Annotated in this window: 14 protein-coding genes; 8 read left to right on the top strand and 6 right to left on the bottom strand. The window is 66.3% G+C overall.

The window, feature by feature from the left end; all coding sequences use genetic code 11:
- Nucleotides 1–115: 115 nt before the first annotated feature.
- From LB572_RS05535 to LB572_RS05525, 3 genes are all read right to left on the bottom strand, one after another.
- A complete protein-coding gene (locus LB572_RS05535; RefSeq protein WP_224667009.1) occupies nucleotides 116–1,324 on the bottom strand; it encodes an FAD-dependent oxidoreductase in 1,209 nt (402 codons plus the stop codon).
- Between the two features lie 269 nt (nucleotides 1,325–1,593).
- Complete coding sequence (locus tag LB572_RS05530) at nucleotides 1,594–2,874, bottom strand: FAD-dependent oxidoreductase (protein WP_224667008.1); 1,281 nt, start codon at nucleotides 2,872–2,874, stop codon at nucleotides 1,594–1,596.
- The gene (locus tag LB572_RS05525) at nucleotides 2,871–4,403 is read right to left on the bottom strand and encodes a formyl transferase (RefSeq protein ID WP_224667007.1); all 1,533 of its coding nucleotides are present in this window, start codon (nucleotides 4,401–4,403) and stop codon (nucleotides 2,871–2,873) included. Before LB572_RS05525 ends, LB572_RS05530 begins: the two co-directional genes overlap by 4 nt.
- A gap of 245 nt (nucleotides 4,404–4,648) precedes the next feature.
- On the opposite strand from LB572_RS05525, the gene LB572_RS05520 reads away from it, so the two are divergent.
- A complete protein-coding gene (locus tag LB572_RS05520) occupies nucleotides 4,649–6,742 on the top strand; it encodes a GumC family protein (RefSeq protein ID WP_224667006.1) in 2,094 nt (697 codons plus the stop codon).
- A gap of 1 nt (nucleotide 6,743) precedes the next feature.
- Nucleotides 6,744–8,138, top strand: coding sequence for a VpsF family polysaccharide biosynthesis protein (locus LB572_RS05515; RefSeq protein ID WP_412033537.1), 1,395 nt, complete (start codon nucleotides 6,744–6,746; stop codon nucleotides 8,136–8,138).
- Here LB572_RS05515 and LB572_RS05510 read toward each other — a convergent pair.
- Complete coding sequence (locus LB572_RS05510; RefSeq protein WP_412033539.1) at nucleotides 8,067–9,272, bottom strand: TCR/Tet family MFS transporter; 1,206 nt, start codon at nucleotides 9,270–9,272, stop codon at nucleotides 8,067–8,069. The two genes, LB572_RS05515 and LB572_RS05510, sit on opposite strands and share 72 nt — an antisense overlap.
- Before the next feature lie 179 nt (nucleotides 9,273–9,451).
- On the opposite strand from LB572_RS05510, the gene LB572_RS05505 reads away from it, so the two are divergent.
- On the top strand, nucleotides 9,452–10,090 hold the full coding sequence (locus LB572_RS05505) for a TetR/AcrR family transcriptional regulator (RefSeq protein ID WP_224667005.1): 639 nt from the start codon (nucleotides 9,452–9,454) through the stop codon (nucleotides 10,088–10,090).
- Nucleotides 10,091–10,153: 63 nt separating this feature from the next.
- On the opposite strand, the gene LB572_RS05500 is transcribed toward LB572_RS05505, so the two are convergent.
- A complete protein-coding gene (locus LB572_RS05500) occupies nucleotides 10,154–11,425 on the bottom strand; it encodes a glycoside hydrolase family 5 protein (protein ID WP_224667004.1) in 1,272 nt (423 codons plus the stop codon).
- Entirely contained in the window at nucleotides 11,422–12,609 is a 1,188-nt protein-coding gene (locus LB572_RS05495; protein WP_224667003.1) for a DUF1972 domain-containing protein, read from the bottom strand. The genes LB572_RS05500 and LB572_RS05495 overlap by 4 nt, the downstream gene beginning before the upstream one ends.
- 355 nt (nucleotides 12,610–12,964) lie before the next feature.
- On the opposite strand from LB572_RS05495, the gene LB572_RS05490 reads away from it, so the two are divergent.
- The 5 genes from LB572_RS05490 to ligD all read left to right on the top strand — a co-directional run bounded on the left by LB572_RS05490 (nucleotide 12,965) and on the right by ligD (nucleotide 19,768).
- Entirely contained in the window at nucleotides 12,965–14,149 is a 1,185-nt protein-coding gene (locus LB572_RS05490) for a glycosyltransferase family 4 protein (RefSeq protein ID WP_224667002.1), read from the top strand.
- Nucleotides 14,146–15,453, top strand: coding sequence for a hypothetical protein (locus tag LB572_RS05485; RefSeq protein WP_224667001.1), 1,308 nt, complete (start codon nucleotides 14,146–14,148; stop codon nucleotides 15,451–15,453). The genes LB572_RS05490 and LB572_RS05485 overlap by 4 nt, the downstream gene beginning before the upstream one ends.
- Nucleotides 15,454–15,462: 9 nt before the next feature.
- On the top strand, nucleotides 15,463–16,692 hold the full coding sequence (locus tag LB572_RS05480; protein ID WP_224667000.1) for a GNAT family N-acetyltransferase: 1,230 nt from the start codon (nucleotides 15,463–15,465) through the stop codon (nucleotides 16,690–16,692).
- A 94-nt stretch (nucleotides 16,693–16,786) separates the two neighbouring features.
- Nucleotides 16,787–17,011 carry a hypothetical protein gene (locus tag LB572_RS05475; protein ID WP_224666999.1) on the top strand — a complete coding sequence of 75 codons (225 nt, stop codon included), beginning with the start codon at nucleotides 16,787–16,789 and terminating at the stop codon, nucleotides 17,009–17,011.
- A 264-nt stretch (nucleotides 17,012–17,275) separates the two neighbouring features.
- A complete protein-coding gene (ligD, locus tag LB572_RS05470) occupies nucleotides 17,276–19,768 on the top strand; it encodes a DNA ligase D (RefSeq protein WP_224666998.1) in 2,493 nt (830 codons plus the stop codon).
- Nucleotides 19,769–19,890: the final 122 nt, after the last annotated feature.

The following is a 19,890-nucleotide window of genomic DNA, read 5'->3' as shown; positions in this document are numbered from 1 at the left end:
AGGTGCCCGCGGAGCGGACGGAGAGGGGGCCTTCGTAGGACGCTCCCCTCTCCGTCTCGGCTTCGCCGAGCCGCCTCTCCCCATTTCATGGGGCGACGAAAAGCCAGGTTTTCCCTTACGCCGCGCGCGGCGCCGGCAATCCTTCGCGACGGCGCATCTTGCGGCCGAGGATCATAAGGTGCCGCGCGGTGTTGTTGCGCAGGCGGCGCAGGCGCCATTCAAGCCCGGTCTCGGTGGTGATGCGCCTGGCATAGATGCTGGCGCGTATGGCTCTTTCGTCGGCGGCGATCTTGACCGGATCGTCGTAGAAAGCGCAGATCTTGTCGGCCGCCATGCCGGGCGTCTCCAGCCAGGCGGGGATATGCGTCGAGGCGAGGCAGTCGACATCGGTAAGCACCCGGTGCATGCCGTCGCCCTGCGCCGGGCAGGTCGTGGCGAATGCGTCGCCGATGAAGACGACGCCGTCGCGGCGGTGGCCCTTAGTCGTCGTCAGACTGACCTGCCTCACTTCCACCTCGCTGGCGACAACGAAGTTGCCGCATCGCGCGGCAATCTCCGGCATCAGCTCGGTCAGAATCTTTTGTGGGTCCTCGCGGAACGCCCGCACCCACGGATCGGCGACGGTCCGGTAGATGAACATGTTGGCCCGCAGCCGCTCGCCGATCCGGAAGATGGTAAGAAAGGCAATGCGATCAGCGACCCGCCTTCCGTAGAAGGTGAGCGACTGCAGGCCGAATTCCTGCGGCGAAATCGCGAGATCGAATCCGATCGACAGCGAATGCGCCTTCGACTCCTCGACGCGCTCGACGCCGATGGCGCGCCGCACCGCCTCGCTGTAACCGGTGGCCACCACCAAGAGGCGGGCATCGATGACCGAGCCGTCGGTAAGCGCCAGGCGCTGCCGGTCCGGCCCGGTCGAGACCTCGGCGACCTTGCCCACCGTCAGCGGCACTTGCGCGGGCAGGGCCTGCCGCATGCCGTTGACCAGCGGCGTGTAGGAAAAGGCGTATTCCCAGGCCTGCTTGCGCTCGAACAACTGGCCGAAGCGGAACACATGGAGATCGGTCATCGGCGTGGCGAGGGACCTGAAGACCGGGCCGAGGCCGAGCTTCTCGAACAGCCCCATCTGCTTCATGCCGATCTTCTCGGCCCGGAACTCGTCGTGATGGACCAGATGCGGATCGATCAGCGCTACCTTGCGGCCGGCCTTGCCCAGCACCGCGGCCAGGCTCGTGCCCGCCAGCCCGGCGCCGACGATCGCCACTTCGACTTCGGCCGCGCCTGCCTGGGCGGCGGGCGTTTCGCGGCTCTGCGCGGTGTTCATTTTCTGCTCCACAGCCCACGCGAGTGAACATCACGAGTAGCTGAAACAATCTCAAGCAACCCACACGCGAGCAGGGTAGCAATGAAAAATTAGGTTAACCCGCTTTGTGAGAGCCGCCGCCCGATAGCCCACTGCCGAGCCAATAAAGGCGGCAGCGGGCCATTGGTGTGACGGGAGTGCTGGCCCGCCGAGCAGGAGACACTGCTCAGTGCGATCTAAACCAGCTTCGCCAGGGATCGCGACTTACGGATTGGTAAGCTCACTCACGATTATGTTCCCACGCGCGGTCCGGCGTGCAACTCCTGGGCTGTCTTGTCGGTGTGATCGAAAGCAGCTTCTCTTGCGCCAGGGGCGGCGTCACGCGGTTTTCCTGCCTCGCGGAACCGACGAGCGAAGATCATCAGGTGCCGCGCGGTGTTGTTGCGCAGGCGGCGCAGGCGCCATTCAAGCCCGGTCTCGGTGTTGATGCGCCTGGCATAGATGCTGGCGCGCATGGCTCTTTCGTCGGCGGCGATCTTGACCGGATCGTCGTAGAAAGCGCCGATCTTGTCGGCCGCCATGCCGGGCGTCTCCAGCCAGGTGGGGATATGCGTCGAGCTGAGGCAATCGACATCGGTGAGCACCCGGTGGATGCCGTCGCCTTGCGCCGGGCAGGTAGTGGCGAACGCATCGCCGATGAAGACGACGCCGTCGCGGCGGTGGCCCCGCGTCGTCGTCAGGCTGACCTGCCTCACTTCCACCTCGCTGGCGATCGCGAAGTTGCCGCATCGCGCGGCAATCTCCGGCATCAGTTCCAGCAGCATCTTTTGCGGGTTTTCGCGGAACGTACGCACCCACGGATCGGCCACGGTCCGGTAGACGAACATGTTGGCCCGCAGCCGCTCGCCGATCCGGAAGATGGTAAGAAAGGCAATGCGGTCGGCGACCCGCCTTCCGTAGAAGGTGAGCGACTGCAGGCCGAATTCCTGCGGCGAGATCGCGAGATCGAATCCCATCGTCAGCGAATGCGCCTTCGATTCCTCGACGCGCTCGACGCCGATGGCGCGCCGCACCGCCTCGCTGTAACCGGTGGCCACCACCAAGAGGCGGGCATCGATGACCGAGCCGTCGGTAAGCGCCAGGCGCTGCCGGTCCGGCCCGGTCGAGACCTCGGCGACCTTGCCCACCGTCAGCGGCACTTGCGCGGGCAGGGCCTGCCGCATGCCGTTGACCAGCGGCGTGTAGGAAAAGGCGTATTCCCAGGCCTGCTTGCGCTCGAACAACTGGCCGAAGCGGAAGACATGGAGATCGGTCATCGGCGTGGCGAGGGACCTGAAGACCGGGCCGAGCCCGAGCTTCTCGAATAGCCCCATCTGCTCCGAGCGGGTTTTTTCGGCCCGGAATTCGTCATGGTGGATGCGATGCGGATCGACCAGCGCGACCTTCCGGCCCGCCTTGGCGAGCGACAACGCCAGCACGGTTCCGGCGAGCCCCGCGCCGACGATCGCCACGTCGACCTCGGACCGGCCAGGCGGCACGGCAGGCGTCTCGCGATCTTCTGCGGCACTCATGTCTTTTCTCCGCCGCCTGAAGGCATGGAATCCTGCCCCTGCGTGCGTTTCCAGCGCGGCGCCATCGCCGAACCATCTATGAATTCCAGCCCGCCCGCCTCGTTGAGCGTGTGCAGCTTGCGGCCGGCCCAGCCTGCGCCGGGGTTGAGGATCGTTTCGACGACCTGCTCGAAGCCGGCATCGTCAAGCTGCGTGACGCGCGCGATGCCGAGCGCGGCGCCATAGCTCCTGCGGCAGTCCTGCACCGGGCGCAGGAGCTGGCCGCCGCGGCTGACCATGCGGCCCGCCGGCCGCGCCGAGGCGATGTCGATCAGCAAGGGGTTCTTCGGATGCGGCGTCCACGGCCCGCGGAAATCCGGCGCCGACCACAGATGCAACTGGTCGGAGAAGGCGCCGCCGCCGTCGCGCACGGTTGCGAACATCCACCAGCGCCCGCCATGCTCGGTGAGCGTGGCGTCGCTGGCGACGATGTCCGACAGGAGCGTCGCTTCCTTCACCCAGCCGCCAGGGAAGGCGGTGGCGCGGTAGAGATCGACCGTACGGTTGGCCGAGCCCTCCGGCACCATCCACATCTCGCCGTCGCGCTCGAACACGAAGGGGTAGGACAGGTGATAGGGCAGTTCCAGCACCGGCTCCGGGGTACCTGCCGGTCCGTTCGGCCCGAAAGCCACTGCCGAAAGGATCGCCTTGCCGGTGCGGTGGATATAGTCCTCGACGAACAGCGTCACCTGGCCGCGATAGAACACGGGAAACGGATCGGCGTAAAAGCGGCTGCCGTCGTCGGGCAGGTCGCGCCAGCCCGATTGCGGATGGGCGCGCAGCTCGTAGAGGTCCTTGCCTCCGGTCTCGCGCCAGCCGACCCGCCAATGCGGGGCGTTGTAGCACAGATGATAGATCTGCTGGACGATGCGGCGCGCCGTCGCCTTGGCCGCACGCACGCCGAGCTTCGTGGCCGACGGCATGGCCGGGGCAGACGCCTCGGACGACGGTTCGGGCAGCACCGGAAGCGACGAGCGTGCGGCGCCGTTGACCGCCGCGACGATCAGGCTGGCGGTGCGCGCCAGCATGTCCTGGAACGAAGCCAGCGCAATGCCGTGATACTCGGTGCCGAGCCGTCCTTCGCAAACCGTCGCGCCGTTCTGTTCCAGGCGGGCCAGCGGCGTGCGGCCGGCAAGGATCAGCGCCAGCAGGGCTTCCTCGCCGCAAACGCCGTCATAGGCGAGGCGCCAGACCCGTCGGCCCTGCGGCTCGACGTCGCCGATGAGATCGACCGTGAGATCGGCCGGCGCGGATGGTCTCGCATGGCCGGCCAACGTCGAAAGTGGCACACGCTTTGCCGTCCCGTTGGCGGGCAGTCGATGGATGAGCGTCTCAAGCTGGAACAGCGCCTCGGCGCTGCGCGGCACGCCGCCCGCCGCCGGACGGGCTTCGATGGCAAGCTCGATGCCGGGCAACAGCGACAGCCGCTCGGCCAGCGCCACGTGGAAAGCGCGCACGCAATCGCCGTTGAGGCGCAGGGTCAGGCGCATCGCCAACCCCCGGGCGACTCATATCCGGTGCCGGCGACCCGGCTGGCCAGGTCAAGCTTCCGCCGCATGCGCACGATGTCTCCAATTGGGCTGCACTTAAATTCAACTGTGTTGGTGCAAACTTCGTGCCAGCACGGCGTCAATTTATGAACATAATTAACAGTGTTTTAATCGTTGCCGGGAATAGCTAGGCCAACGCCGCATTTCTCATCTTGCCGGCCGATGGAGCGTTGTCGGAGCGACCTTTGCAACCACCCCTGCTCATGGTGCCTCAGCAGAACGCTCCGGAGGCGGTCGCCCCGGTGCCGGCCTATTATGCGCACGCTCCCGCGCAGGCCACGGTCGAACTTGGCGATCTCGGTCGCATCCTGCTGCGGCGCCGCTTCCTGATCCTCGCCATTACGGCGCTGCTCACCGCATTGACGCTTGCCTACAGCTTCCTGACGCCGGCGCTCTACTCCTCGACGGCGCAGATCATCATCGACCCGCAGGACCTTCAGGTCGTCACCAACGACGTCAACCCAAGCCGCATTTCGCCCGATGGCGGCATCACCCAGGTCGAAAGCCAGGTGAGCGTGGCGCAATCGAACGGCGTCCTGCTGCGCGCCATCAAGGCGACCAACCTGGCCGAGGACCCGGACTTCAACGGGCAGGGCGGGCTCGGCCGGTGGCTCGGCATGTTGTTTGGTTCCGACGACGGCGACAGGACGGCGCAAACGCTCGATTCGCTGCGCCGCCGGTTGGCGGTGAAGCGCGACGACAAGGTGCTGGTCCTCAACATCGTCATCACCGCCAAGAGCGCCGATCTGGCGGCCGAGCTCGCCAACGCCATCGCGCAGGCTTATCTCGACGACCAGGCGGAAGCGCGATCGAAGGCCGCCGCCGACGCCTCCGATGCGATCAGCGCCCGGCTGGAAGACCAGCGCAAGCGCGTCGAGCAGGCGGCCAACGCCGTCGAGACCTACAAGGCCGAGCACAACATGGTGATGGCCGCCGGCAACCTGGTCAGCGACCAGGAGCTGACCGACCTCAACACGCAACTGACCGCCGCCCAGGCCCGAACCGCGCAACTCAAGGCCCAGGTCGACCAGCTGCGCCGGCAGGGCAGCGCGCCGGACGCGACCTCCGAGGCGCTGCGCTCGCCGGTCATCGCCAGCCTCAGGGCGCAGGAGGCGACGCTCGTCGATCAGATCTCGCAGTTCGGCACCGCGCTCGGGCCGCGCCATCCTTCGATGATCTCGGCGCAGCAGCAATTGAGCGACCTGCGCAAGCTGATTTCGCGCGAGCTCGGCCGCCTCGTCACCGCCGCCGAGACGGATTACCAGCGAGCTCTGGCCAACCAGAAGGAACTGGAGGCCAAGGTGGCGTCGCTGAAGGGCAAGTCGCTCGACACCGACCAGGCGTCGGTGAGGCTGCGCGAGCTGCAGCGCGATCTCGACGCCCTGCGCACCGTCTATGCCAATTACCTGCAGCGCGCCCAGGAAACACGCGAGCAGACCAGCGTCAACAGCACCAATGCCCGCATCATCTCGCAGGCCATGCCGGCGCTGAAGAAGAGCTGGCCGCCGAAGGGGCTGCTTGTCTTCGGCGCCATCTTCGGCGGGCTGGCGCTGGGCGTCGGCATGGCGCTGATCGCCGAATATCTTTCGCCGACCGTGCTGTCCGCCAACCAGATGCAGTCGGCCATCGAGGCGCCGGTGCTGGGCGTGCTGCCGGGCAGGGGACGCCGCCGCTCCGGTGCCGCCGCCCAGAAGACCGACGCCGTGGCGGGGATGGCGCTGCAGCGCATCGCCGCCGCCACCAGGCGTCCTGCCGACTGGCCGCTGGTGCCCTCGATCCTGGTCGCGTCGCCGCCCGAGGACAAGGCGCAGCGGTCGAGGGTTGCATGGCAACTCGCCAATGCAGCGGCGGCCAGGGGCCGCCGCGTGCTGTTCATCGACATCAATGCAGGCAAGGGCCAGAAGGACCCGCAGCCTGGCGTGCTCGACGTGCTGCGCGGCGAATATCCACTCGACGCGGTCAGCCGCTATGCGCCCGGCAGTTCGGTGGCGCTGATCGGCAGGGGCCGGCCGACCGCGGTGTTCCAGGAAGCCCAGGCGCTCTATTTCGCCCACCGCATGCTGGCCGAGGCCAATCACAGTTTCGAGCTCGTCGTCGTCGACGGCGGCGCGCTGGCCGACGACCTCAACGTCCTGCCGCTGGTCGCCATGGCCGACGAGATCCTGCTCGTCGCCAGGCTGAACGCGACGCCGATGCGCGACGTCGCCTCGACCTCCGAAGCGGTCTCGGTCATGGGGCGGCTGCCGACCGGCGCCATGCTGGTCGACGAGGCGGCCTGACATGGCCTCGATCCTGGCGGGGCCGGCCCGGCCTGTCCCGGCCCCGGGCTACGCGATGGCGGGCCCGCGCACTGTCCCGGTCGACACGCTGACCCGGCTCGGCATCACCGTGGCGGTGCTGCTTCTGTTTTCCATCTCGGGCGGCATGTTGTGGCTCGCCGGCTATAACTACGATGGCTTGCAGGGCAGCCCGCTGAGCAAGATCCACCCTTCCACCTATCTCTTCGTGCTCGTCTTCGTCTGGCGCTCCTGCACCTTCGGCAATCCGATTGGCTATGTGGTCCATGTCACCAACAAGCGGCCGGCGACGATGCTGATGGCAGTGATCTCGACGGTGCTTCTCTTCGTCGTCATCCTCAGGCAGCGCCCCGGCATGGCCGGTATGATCGATACTTTCGTCGCCCCGGCGCTGCTTGTGCTGCTGCTCAGCGAGGATGACGAGAAGACCTTTGCCCGGCTGCAGCTCGTCATCCATGTCGTTATGACCGTGAACGCGCTGCTGGCGCTGTTCGAGTTCGGCACCAAGCATCTGGTGTTCCCGTATCGGTTCGACGGCGCGGTGTTCGTCAACGACCTGCGCTCGACGGCGCTGCAGGGCCACCCGCTCTCCAATGCCATGGTCACCTCGATCTATGTGCTGTCGCTGCTGTCGGGCTCGCGCTCCCTGTCGACGCCGCTCAGATTGGCGCTCGTCGGCCTGCAGTTCTGCGCGCTGGTAACCTTCGGTGGCCGCTCGGGCATGGTGCTGACGATCCTGCTCGGCGGCGCCTATATGCTCATCCAGGGCCTGGCACAGCTCAGCACCGGACGCGTCAACCTTCTCGGCGCCGCGCTGGTTATCATGCTCGCCGCGCTGCTGCCGCTGGCGATCGCGCTTGCCGGCTATTACGGCTTCTTCGACGCGCTGCTCGAACGTTTCGTCTCCGACAGCGGCAGCGCCAATGCCCGCGTCGAGATGTTCGATCTCTTCAGGCATCTGGAATTGCGCGACCTGATCGTCGGGCCCGATGTCGACCTGCTCGACAGCATGCGGCGCATAAGCGGCCTGGAGCAGGGCATCGAGAACCCGATCCTGCGCCTGACGCTCTACCAGGGCGCCTTCTTCACGCTTTTGATCTTCTTCGGCTTCGCGCTGTTCATGCACGAGGTCGCGCGCCGTTGCCACACCGGCATCTGGCTGCCGATGCTGGGCTGGCTCATCCTGCTCAACACCTCCGAAAGCATCGCCTCCAAGACGACGCTGATGGCCAAATTCGTGGTGATCGCGCTGGCGCTTTATAGGCCGGCGCAGACGATGGTCGTCAAAGGACGCGGGCGTAGCGCATCAGGCACCCGCGGGCTGTGCGGCAACCTCACGTCTTTTCGTTCCAAGCAACACCAGCGGCACCGCGACTAGATTGATCGCGATCACCGACAGCCAGATGGCGCCGGGCCACTGCTTTTGTATGGCGAAGTAGAAGGTCGAGAAGGCCAGCGGCGCGACGATGGAGGCGAGGCTGACGGCCGAGGCCAGCACGCCCTGCAACTGACCCTGGCGCTCCGCGTCGACCTGCCTTGTCGCCAGCGCCTGGAAGGCCGGCGTGCCGATGCCGCTGAGCGCGAAGATCGGCATGATGGCGAACACCATCCAGCCCTGGCTGGCAAAGGCCATGGCGGCGAGCGCGATGCAGGCAAAGCCGATGCCGGCGACGAAGGCCTTGCGCTCGCCGAGCAGCCGGGCTGCCGGGCCGGGCAGGAAGGCCTGCACCAGCGTCTGGCAAAGGCCGAACATGCCAAGCGAAAGCCCGATCCAGAGGCCGTTCCACCGGAACGTGTCGAAACCCCAGAGCGCCCAGCAGGTGCCGTAGGCCTCGCCGGCGCCGGAAAGGATGAAATAGACCAGGACGATGGGCAGCAGCCCTTTCATCGAAAACACCCAGCGCAGCGGTTTGAGCGGATTGAGCGCGGCAAGGTCGATCCCCTGCCGGACCGGCTGGCGCGATTCAGGCAGGACGAAGAGGGCAAGCAGCAGGTTCGCGGCGTTGAGCAGGGCGGCGGCGATGAAGGGCAGCCGGATCCAGTGGTCGCCGAGCACGCCGCCCAGCACCGGGCCGATGATGAAGCCGATGCCGAACATGGCGCTGAACAGGCCGAAGCGGCCGGCGCGCTTATCCTCAGGCGTAATGTCGGTGATATAGGCCGTCGCCACGGAGATGTTGGCGCTGGTGAGGCCCGCGACGGCGCGGCCGATGAACAGCATCCAGAGCTGCGGCGCGAAGGCCATGATCAGATAGTTGATCGCGGCGCCCGCCAGCGAAATCAGCAGGACCGGACGGCGGCCCAGATTATCGCTTAGCGCGCCGAGCACCGGTGCGAACAGGAACTGCATGGCCGCGTAGAGCGCGGTCATGATGCCGATATAGGCTATGATGTCGGGGCTGTGCGTCACCTCCTCGATCAGGCGCGGCAGAATGGGGAAGACCAGGCCGATGCCGACGGCGTCCAGGCATATGGCGGCAAAGATGACGATGAGAGGCTTGTTGATGGGGATGAGCTCCGGGAGCGAAGGCGGTTGCGCCCATGGCGGCAAAGGGGTCGAACCTCACCTCGCGCCGGGCTTCAACGTAGGTATACTGAGTTTAAATATGTACTGAGTACACATATTGGCGATCGCTGACGCGGAGTCAATGGAAATATGTACTGAGTACAAAAATCGTGCTACCGGAGGCCATGCCAGAACCGTCCGACCGCCATTCCCGAAAACGCCTCGCCACGAGCAAGGCCATTTCCGATGCCGCCACCCGCCTGTTCATGGAGCGTGGCTTCGATCATGTGACGGTGGATGAGATCGCCGAGGCCGCCGATGTCGGCCGCATGACGGTGTTCAACCATTTCCCGCGCAAGGAGGACATGTTCTTCGATCGCGACGAGGAAGGCCGCGAGATGCTGCGCGAGGCCGTGCGCCAGCGTGCGACCGGCGTTGCACCGCTCGAGGCATTGCACCTGCTTGCGCACCGGCTGGTCGCCGAACGCAGCCCGGTGGTCGAATTTTCCGCCAGAAGCGAGCGCCTTGTGCCGACGGTTGCCGGCAGCGAAACCCTGAAGGCGCGGGCGCGGGCGATCCGCGACGAGCTGGCCGACCTTGTGGCGGAAACGCTGGCCGAGGCGGTCGGGCGCGATCCCGCCGATCCCGACGCGCATCTGGCGGCAAGCCTGCTGCTTGCGACCTGGACGGTCGCCTTCCTCGATGCCCATCGCATCTTCCGGCGGACCCGCAGTCGGGAGAATGCAAACGATGCCTTTTTGGCGCTCGTCGACAAGGGCGCGGCGGGACTGAAAGCCGCGATGACTGGCACGCCTTACGTGTGAGGAGCAGGGGCTCCGGCATGAAACCAAACCCTTAGCGCGGTTTGGTGATTGAACAAGTCAAGTTCACTCCGCTGGCATCGTCAGTCCCAGCGCCCCGACCATTGCAGGGTCGAGCGCGCGCGTGGTGTCGTCCATCATGCCCATGCCGTCGAACAGGTCCCAGAACGCCCAGGGAAAGCTGGCCGCCTCGGCGCTCTGCCGCACATCGGCGACGTAGCGGGCGCGGTCGGGATTGGGAGCGGCGGTGTAGCGGGCATCGGTGCGCAGCGCGCCGAACTCGCCCATGATGATGCGCTCGCGGGCGATGCCGTGGCGGTCGGCCCAGTCGCTCACCTGCTTGAGATAGCCGTCGATGAAGCGGCGGTCGGGCTGGGTGTCGAAATAGACTTTCAGCACGCGTTCGGTCTCGGCATAGGCGGCCTTCTTGGCCTCGTCGGACCTTTCCGTGTCCTGCGCCATCCTCGCCCTGACCGAAGCAAGCGTCTGCTCGAGCGAGCCCGCCGAGGCCGGCCACGGCACGTTGTTCAGCGCGCGGTAGACCGGTTCGCGCATCCACGGCGCGCCCTGATGGCTGAACAGGTAGGGCTCGTAGAAGTGGAAGGTGAACAGGATCGGCTCGAAATCCGCCAGCGGCGCCGGATCGAGCGCCGTCAAGCCCCGCACCATAGAGCCGCAGCCGCCGGTGACGAGCAGCGGCACGCTCGGCCCCAAAACCCTGGCGGCCGTCAGCAGCGAGGCCTGCACGGCCGGCCATGCCTCGGAAGAACAGTCCTGAGGCGGCTCGTTGACAGGCTCCAGCGCCACCGTGCCGGCCGTCTTGCCCTGCAGCCTCTCGGCGATTTCGCTCACCAGCGCCCGATAGGATTCGAATTCCGGCGCCACGGTGCTGGAATACATGCGGTCGGGATTCCAGTAATGCGTGGCGCCATTGGCCTGCACGTTGACGATGACACCCAGATCGGCGGCTCGAGCCGCATCGACCGCTGCGTCGAGCATGCCCATCAGCTCGGCGCGCTGGCCCGCATCGGCGGCAAGGAACGGGCCGGGATCGACAGGCAGGCGGATGAAATCGAGCCCGCTGGCCCGCAGCCGGGCAAGGTCGGCCGAAGTCGGCACCGGTCGCTGCGATTGGAAGGGCGGCCAGTCATAGTCGGTGCGGGGCGCGGGAAATTCGCGCGTCAGCGCAAACCATGGCCAGGTGTTGACGCCGCGCCTGAAACGCCATGCACCGGCTGTTCGCGCTTGAGATACGAGCGGTGGAACCGTGGTCGCCAGTGGCACTGTTGCCGCGCCCAGCGCCGCCTTGAGGACCTGGCGACGCGACCAGCCGGTCATGCGTGCCTAGCGCGGTCGGCCTTTGCCGGCGCGGCTGTGGTGACGCCGAGCTGCCGCAGCGCTTCCTTCTCATAGGCGCTGAGCACGTCTTCCCAGCGGAAGGCCTCGCGGGCGCGGGCCCGTGCCGCCTTGCTGCACCGCGCCACCAGCGCATCGTCGCCGAGCGCCTCGTCGATCCGTGCGCTCAGGCTCTCGGTGTCGTTGAAATAGATCGCCGCATCGCCGGCGACCCAGCGGTTGTAGCGGTTGTCATGCGCGATCACCATGTTGCCGGCGGCCAGCGCCTCGACCAGCGAGGGGTTGGTGCCACCCACCGTGTGTCCGTGCATATAGGCGCGCGCATGGTAACGCAGCGCCTTCACTACCGCCTGGTCGTAGATCGCGCCCGGCATCATCACCGTGTCGCCCGCCGCCTCGCGTACCGCTCGGTGGTAGGGAATGTCGTCGTTGAGCGTGCCCAGCACCACCAGCTTCATGTCGCCGTGATCGCGGCGGCGGAAGGCTTCGATGATCGGCAGGATGTTGTTGTCGGGTTCGATCCGCGCGATCGAGACCAGGTATTTGCCGGGCTCGAGCCCGAGCGCGCGAATGGGTTCCTCAGGCGCCGAGGTCACCGGATCCGCGCCATAGGCGATCGTGGCGATGGCGCTGCGCGGCCGCCGCGTCGCCAGATGGTCGGCGATCGCCGGATGATCGGCGACGAGCCGGTGCGAGAGCCAGGCGCCGATCCATTCGTTGAGCCAGAACCAGCTGCGCGCCGCCGGTCCCCATTTCGGCCGCCGCCACTCGATGCCGTCCATGTTGGTGATGATCTTGCGCCGCATGAGCCTGAGCCAGGTCAGGAACACCGCGCCATTGTAGCCGAGGACCAGGCACACACCCGGCCGCCTGGCGGCGTCGAGCACGCATTGCCAGTCGAATTCCAGCGTCGCGCGCGGACCCTTGGAGGCGACCTCGATGGTGATGAGCTCTATGCCGCGCCAGGTTTCGCTCGACACCCTTTGCCCGACGCGCCCGACCTCCTTCTGGCAATACACGCCGACATTCCAGCCGCGTCCGGCCAGGAAAAGCGCCAGGCGTTCCGCGAAAGTCTCGAACCCGCCATGGGAAGCTGGAATGCCGCGCGTTCCCAGGATCAGGATCGAAGGTCTTTCGATCAGGATGGAAGGTCGTTCCGGTTTCAAAATGAAGGATTCCCCGGGGTTCGGTCATGGTTGTTGCTACGTCAATGACACGCCCAGCAACTTCCGTGCCAGGGTACCCCCAAGGTGAATATTCACATGAAGGTGTAAAATTTCTCTTCAGGTCGCCGGGTTTGCTTCATTATCGGTCAACTTTCGCGACGTATCTGTACCGATACGGGGCACGGCTGGGGTTCCTGGGCCGCAGCCGGGCATTCAAGACCCGGCATGATCCTTGCTCCCGGGCCTGCAGTGGCCACCGCTGGGTAGAGCGGCGTGCGGATTTGGCATGAAGTTCTTCCGCGCTTGAAGGGTTCCGGTGCTGAGCGGACTCGGGGTGCAAGGTGGAAAGATAGTGATGCGCATTGCCTGCGTTCATCAGGGCTATGAGCTCTACGGTTCGGACCGCAGCTTCGCGGAAAGCGTGGCTGCGCTGCGCGCCGCGTTTCCGGCCGCCGAGATCGAGGTCGTGCTGCCGCGCGAGGGACCGATCGTCGACATCCTCAAGCCCCATGCCAGCCGCATCGTGTTCGAGCCGCTCTGGGTGCTCAGGCGCCAGGCGATGCTCAAGCTCGCCACCGTCGAGATGGCGCGGCTGCCGGCGGCGCTGTGGCGCGCCTGGCGGCGCATGCGCGACAACGACCTCACCTATATCAACACCTCGATCATCGCCGATTACGCGCTGGCCGCGCGGCTTTTGCCCTGCAAGGCGCTGCTGCACATCCACGAAATCCCGGAAGGCGTTCTGCGCAAGGTGCTCGTCGCTCTGATGCGTTGGAGCAAGGCCGATCTGATCTTCAATTCGCGCGCCACGCGCGCCACCTTCGGCGATCCGCCGGCCGTCGATGCCAAGGGACGGCGCACGCATGTCGTCTATAACGGCGTCGCCGGGCCGGTGGCCGCCTTGCCGACGACTTATGATGGCAGCCGCCCGCTCAAGGTCCTGTTGCTTGGCCGCGTCAACCGCATCAAGGGACAGGAAGTGCTGCTCGAAGCGGTTGCGTCGCTCCCCAAGGAGTTGCAAGACCGCGTCGAGGTCCGCCTCGTCGGCGGCGCCTTCGAAAGCGTCGAGCGCGAGCACGCATTGGCCGAACTGGTCGGGCGCATGGGGCTGACCGGGCATGTCGAAGTGCTGCCTTTCGTCTCCGACCCCACCGACCACTACCGCTGGGCCGACATCGTGGCGGTGCCGTCGCGGCGTCCGGAATCGCTCGGCCGCGTCGCCATAGAGGCGATGGGTTGGGGCCGTCCGCCGCTGGTCTCGGCGATCGGCGGACTGGTGGAAGTGGTGGCCGATGGCGAGACCGGTTGGCATGTGCCGCCGGGCAATGCCGCGGCCCTTGCCGGCAAGCTCACGGAGATCATCCTGCGGCCTGAACTCTGGCGCGGCTACGCCGCCGCCGGACGGGCTCGCTACGAGGCTCTCTTCAGCGAACATATTGCCGCCGCCGCGATCGTGGCGATCGTGGCCGACAAGCTTAAGGCGGCGACGCCGCGGCAGGGACGGGCGCGAATTGCGCGCGAGGCGGAGACGAGCCCGTGAGGTTCACCTTCCCGGCCCACCTGGTGCGGCGCCTGATGCTGATGATCGGCGGCGAGGCAATGCAGAGCGGCTTCCATTTTGCCCTCAACATCGCGCTGCTGCATCTTCTATCGGCCGAAGGCTACGGCCTCTTCGCGCTGGCCATGGTGATGGGCGGCGTCGGCCTGTCCTATATCCGCTCGCTCACCGCCGTACCGGCTACCGTATGGATGAGCAAGAGCACCAACAGGGCCGGCGTCGACGCTTATGATGTGACCTTCGGATCGGCAGCACTTGTGGTGGCGCTGCTGATGGGGCTCGGCACCGGGCTTTTGATGCGCCTGCTGGGCGATCCGAGCGGCATCGGCGCGGCCTGCTTCGTCTGCGCCTGGTCGCTGCGAAGCCATATGCGCACGGCCTTCTTCGCGCGCCGCATGCAGCTCGTCGTCTCCATCAGCGACGCCGTGTTCACCATCGCGGGCATAGTGCTCGCGGGGGCGGCGATGTGGTTCTTCGCGGACAAGCTTCAGGCCACCTTCTATGCGCTTGCCGCGGCCAATGTCGTCGGCATCACCGTGCTGGTGAGGCTGGCGCGGCGCAGGCTGCGCATCTCCTTCCGCGCGCCGACCTGGCGGCGCTATGCGAAGCTCTGGCCGCAGCTCTCCTGGTCGGGTTTCAGCGCCACCACCACCAACATCCAGGGGCAAAGCCTGGCGCTGCTGGTCGCCGGCATCGCCGGCCCTGCGGCCTACGCGCCGCTGGCCGCGGTGCTGGTGCTGTTTGCGCCGCTGCGCATCTCCAGCCTTGCCTTCTCGAACATGACGCAGCCGGAACTGGCAAGGTTGGTACGCAACAAGGAATTCGACCGCGTGTGGACGCAGGCCAAGATCTGGGCCTGCGTCATGGGGGTCGGCGGCCTGGCCTATGGCGGCGGCATCCTGTTCATCCTGCCGATGATCAAGTCCCAGGCCCTGCAGCATGCCTCGATCGGGCTGATCGGCCTCTTCGCCATCGCCAACTATGTGCCGATCATGGCCTATGTGATGCCGCGCGTGGTCCTCGAGATCGTCGGCGATTTCCGCATCGTCGCCTTCACCACGATGGCCGGCGCGATTGTCGGGCTCGTGACGATCGGGATCCTGTTGGCCATCGCGCCGTCGACATGGTCGCTGGCCGGCGCCGCGCTGTCCGAGATCTTCGTGCTCGTGGCTTCATGGTATTTCGCGGCCAACCGCATGTGGAACCTCAAGCACCCGAGCGAGCAGCGCCCCACCGTGGTCGGTGCCTGGCGCCGCGCGGCTACGCTCGCCGTGCAGAGACGTTAGGAGAATGATGTGGCAAGCCAGGCAATGCCGATGGCCGCGATGACGACGGGTTTGGCCGATGGCGAAGCCGCGCCGCATGCCGTAGGCTCCGCCAGCGGCGCTTACGTGGCGCAGTTGCACACCAGCCTCGATACGGTCAAACCGCTCTGGCTGCGTCTCGAGACGACGGGCGTGTGCACCGGCCACCAGCATTTCGCCTGGGCCGAGGGGATCGTCGAAGGGCTCGTGCCGCAAAAAGCCGGCCTCGCCATCGTCGAAGTGAGGGATGCCGGCACGGGCGAGCCGAGGATGCTTCTGCCGCTGATGCGTCGCCGGGCCTTCCACCATTGGGTGATCGAATGGCTGAGCTGCGGCGTGTGCGACTATTCCGCGCCTTTGCTCGCCGACGCGACGCCCTGGACCAGGCAATCCGCCGAAGCTGCCTGGGTCGCGGTGCTTTCCGTGCTGCCGCCGGCGGATCGCATCCACATCGCCGGCATTCCGAAAGAGGTCGGCGGCGTCGCCAATCCACTGGCGCTGCTTTCGTTGGCGCGCGATTCCATCCACTCGCATTACGGCATCGCCATGGACGGCGATGCCGAAACCGTGGTCAAGCGCATCTGCCGCCCTTCGTTCGTCAAGGCGCTGAACAAGGATCTCCGCCGGCTCGATCGCAATGGCGGCCTGGCCCTGGTGGAAGCCGATACGCCCGCCCTTGTGGACTCGATTTTCGGCAAGCTGGTCGAGATGCGGCTCAGCCGTTTTCGCGAGCTGGGCCGGTTCGATCTGCTGGCGCAGCCGCCGGTCATCGATTTTTACCGCAAGGCCGCGCATCGTGGCCTGACGGACGGCTCGGTGCGGATATTCGGCCTGCGCGCCGGCGACGTGACGGTCGCGGTCCAGTATCTGGCGGTCCATCTGGGCACCTTGCACGCGCTGCTGATCGCGATCGACCAGATCGCGGTGCCCAATGTTTCGCCCGGCCTTTGCATCATGGGCGAGCTGATCCGATGGGGCCGGGGTGCCGGCTTCGGCTATTTCGACCTGTCGGTCGGCAATCAGAGCTACAAGGAACATATGGGCGCGGTGAAGGCGGTTCTGTCCGAACTTTGCTACGGCATCACGCTGAAGGGCATGGCCGCGAGCGAGGCCATCAGATACCGCGGCCGGGGCGTCGCTTTCGTGCGCGACAAACCGCGCCTGTTCAAGCTCGCGCAGGAATTCATGCAGCGCTGGCGGCGTCTGCGGTCGGGTGGCTGAGCGGCGGCTTTGGCCGGCAAATTGACTCACATTCCGGTCTCCGCCATGCTTAAGGGCAGCCGCTATCTCCGCGGCAGCGTGTTCGAGTGAGGCCATGGCCAGTCCCGTTGCCAGAGAAAATTCCCGCCGCGCCGCGGTGAAGACCGCGCTCGAGCGCCACAAGGTCTATGTCACCGCGCAGCGCTTTTCCGGCGGCTCCTACAGCGCCCGCGTGCTGGTCGACGGCGAGGCCTACTGGGTCGACGAGTTCCGGCTGAGCCAGCTGCGGCAAGGGCTGACGCCGGCCGAGCTGGAACTGACGCCGGCGATTGACGATTGATCTCTTTCCTTTGCTCCGCCGCGCTATAGGAAAATCTCGGATGCCGGCGGGACAGCCCCCCTCTCTGTCCTGCCGGACATCTCCCCCTCAAGGGGGAAGATCGGATGTCGCGACCACTTTCGCCAATCGCCGGCGTTGGAAGGGGAGTGCCGGCGCTGGAACTGCCAATCTCCCCCCTAGAGGGGGAGATGTCCGGCAGGACAGAGAGGGGGGCGAGGGAACGCGGCGTTCGCCGTATTCCATTCCGTTCTTCGGCGCCTAGCCATGCCCGCCAACCTCAAACCCTACCGCGCCAAGCGTGAATTCTCCCGCACGCCGGAGCCGACGGGCAGCCTCGCAGGCGGAGAGGGCAACCGCTTCGTCGTCCACAAGCATCACGCCACCGCCGATCATTACGACCTACGCCTCGAAGTCGGCGGCGTGCTCAAAAGCTGGGCCGTGCCGCGGGGCCCCTCGCTCAACCCGGCCGACAAGCGCCTCGCCGTCGAGACCGAGGACCACCCCATCGAATATATCGACTTCGAGGGCGTCATCCCCGAGGGCGAATATGGTGGTGGGCCCATGATCGTCTGGGACACCGGCACCTGGGCACCGATGGAGGATGTCGAGAAAAGCCTCAGGACCGGCGCCTTCAAGTTCCGGCTGGCCGGTGAGAAGCTCAATGGCGGCTGGATGCTGACCAGGCTGAAGCCCAAGCCCGGCGAGCATGAAAACAAGAAGAACTGGCTTTTGTTCAAGGAGCGCGACCTCGCTTCCGACACCAAGCTCGACATTCTTGAAGCCAGGCCCGAAAGCGTGAAATCGGGCCTCCGCATCGAGGAGCTGGTGACGCCGCCGAAGAAACGCGAGCGCCTGCCGCCGAAAGCCGGCTCGCTGAAGCCGGGCGCGTTGCCCGGCGCGGTAAAAGGCGATCCACCCGCCCGCATCGAGCCGCAACTGGCCACCCAGGTGACAGAGCCGCCGGGCGGTGAACACCCCTCACGGAAAACGCCAGAGCTCTGGCTGCACGAGATAAAATTCGACGGCTACCGCACCATGGCGCATGTGGTGGATGGCGAGGTTCGGCTGATCACCCGCGGCGGCATCGACTGGACGAAGCGTTATGGTGATCTCCCGCAGGCCTTTTCGCGGCTGCCGGTCGCCCAGGCGATCATCGACGGCGAGATCATGGTGCTCGACGACAAAGGCATTTCGCGCTTCGCGCTGCTGCAGGACGCGCTGGCCGAGGGCGCCGGCTCGAAACTGCATTTCTACGCCTTCGACCTGCTCCATCTCGACGGCTGGGACCTGCGCAAGGCGCCACTGCAAAAGCGCAAGGCCTTGCTGGCCGAACTGCTCGCCGGCCAGGCCGCCAATTCCGCCATCCAGTATAGTGACCATGTCGAGGGTTCGGGCCAAGGGCTCTACGAGCAGGCGACGGAACTCGGGCTCGAAGGCGTCGTCTCCAAGCGCGCCGACGCCATCTACCAGAGCGGCCGCACCAAGAGTTGGACCAAGGTGAAGGCGCTCGAAAAGGATGACTTCGTCATCGCCGGCTACACCGTCTCCGACCGGGCGGAGGGGCTGGCGGCGCTTGGCATGGCCGAGTTCGAGAATGGCGAGCTGCACTATCGCGGCAAGGTCGGCACCGGCTTCGACCGCGACATGGCGACGGAGTTGCTCGCCCGACTGGAGCGGCTGACCGCCGGCGCCACGCCGCCCGAAGGCGTGCCGCGCGAGATCATGCGCGAGATGCATTGGGTGAAGCCGTTGCTGTCGGCGCGCATCCACTACGCCAACCGCACGGCCGACAATTCGCTGCGCCACGGCGTCTTTCGCGGCTTGCGCGATGTCGGCGGGCTCACCACGCCGGTGCCGGTCAAGCGCAAGCGGCTGATCGCCGAGTCCGACCTCGCCACCATCTGGGTCACCAATCCGGAGCGGCGGCTGTTCGGCAAGACCGGGCCGACCAAACTCGACATCGCCGTCTATTACGCGCTGGTCGGCGACTTCATGCTGCCGCATATCATCGGCCGACCGGTGTCGCTGGTGCGCTGCCCGACCGGCAAGCCGCAGGACTGCTTCTTTCAGCGCCACGCCTTCACCGGCATGCCGCCCTCGGTGGCGGTGTTCGAGAGCACCAATTCGGAAGGCGAAACAAAAACCTATCTCTCGGTCGAGGATGCCAAGGGCTACCTGGCGCTGGCGCAGTTCGGCGTCGTCGAGTTCCACACCTGGGGCACGCATCGCGCCAAGCTCGACAAGCCCGACCAGATCGTCTTCGACCTCGACCCGGGCGAGGGGATTTCGTGGCGCGAGGTGGTCGAGGCCGCCGTCCACATCAAGGGCGGGCTGGAAAGCCTCGGCCTGGTGCCGTTCGCCAAGACGTCGGGCGGCAAGGGCATCCACATCACCGTGCCGGTGACGCGCAAGCAGAACTGGAAGAAGCTGCACCAGGCGTCGAGCGCCATTTCGACATTGCTCGCCGCGACCGCGCCTGACACCTTCACCACCACGATGGGCAAGGAAAACCGCAAGAAGCGCATCTTCATCGATTTCCACCGCAACGCCCGCGGCCACACCTCCGCCGCGCCCTATTCGCTGCGTGCCCGCACCAACTTGCCGGCCTCGACTCCGGTAAGCTGGACCGACCTGGAGGCGATCGACGCGCCCGAGGATTTGAACTACGCCTCGCTGCCCGGCCTGCTGGAGACGTCGGGCGACCCGTGGGCGGAGATCGATGAGGCTGCCAGGGATTTGCCGGCGTTTGAGCGCTAGTTCCTCGCCCCACGAAGTGGGGAGAGGTGGCCGCGCAGCGGCCGGAGAGGGGCAGCGCCAGCGTATGTGGTCAAGCGCCGGAACATTCGGCGCCACGCCATTCCCCCTCTCCGTCTCGGCTT

Source organism: Mesorhizobium sp. BH1-1-5 (assembly GCF_020165615.1).
GTDB lineage: Bacteria > Pseudomonadota > Alphaproteobacteria > Rhizobiales > Rhizobiaceae > Mesorhizobium.
This window is presented reverse-complemented; position numbering and strand designations above follow the sequence as displayed.

Coding starts and splice junctions, on each gene's coding strand:
- LB572_RS05535 (WP_224667009.1), bottom strand. CDS start 1,324: ATGAACACCGCGCAGAGCCGCGAAACGCCCGCCGCCCAGGCAGGCGCG.
- LB572_RS05530 (WP_224667008.1), bottom strand. CDS start 2,874: ATGAGTGCCGCAGAAGATCGCGAGACGCCTGCCGTGCCGCCTGGCCGG.
- LB572_RS05525 (WP_224667007.1), bottom strand. CDS start 4,403: ATGCGCCTGACCCTGCGCCTCAACGGCGATTGCGTGCGCGCTTTCCAC.
- LB572_RS05515 (WP_412033537.1), top strand. CDS start 6,744: ATGGCCTCGATCCTGGCGGGGCCGGCCCGGCCTGTCCCGGCCCCGGGC.
- LB572_RS05505 (WP_224667005.1), top strand. CDS start 9,452: ATGCCAGAACCGTCCGACCGCCATTCCCGAAAACGCCTCGCCACGAGC.
- LB572_RS05500 (WP_224667004.1), bottom strand. CDS start 11,425: ATGACCGGCTGGTCGCGTCGCCAGGTCCTCAAGGCGGCGCTGGGCGCG.
- LB572_RS05490 (WP_224667002.1), top strand. CDS start 12,965: ATGCGCATTGCCTGCGTTCATCAGGGCTATGAGCTCTACGGTTCGGAC.
- LB572_RS05475 (WP_224666999.1), top strand. CDS start 16,787: ATGGCCAGTCCCGTTGCCAGAGAAAATTCCCGCCGCGCCGCGGTGAAG.
- ligD (WP_224666998.1), top strand. CDS start 17,276: ATGCCCGCCAACCTCAAACCCTACCGCGCCAAGCGTGAATTCTCCCGC.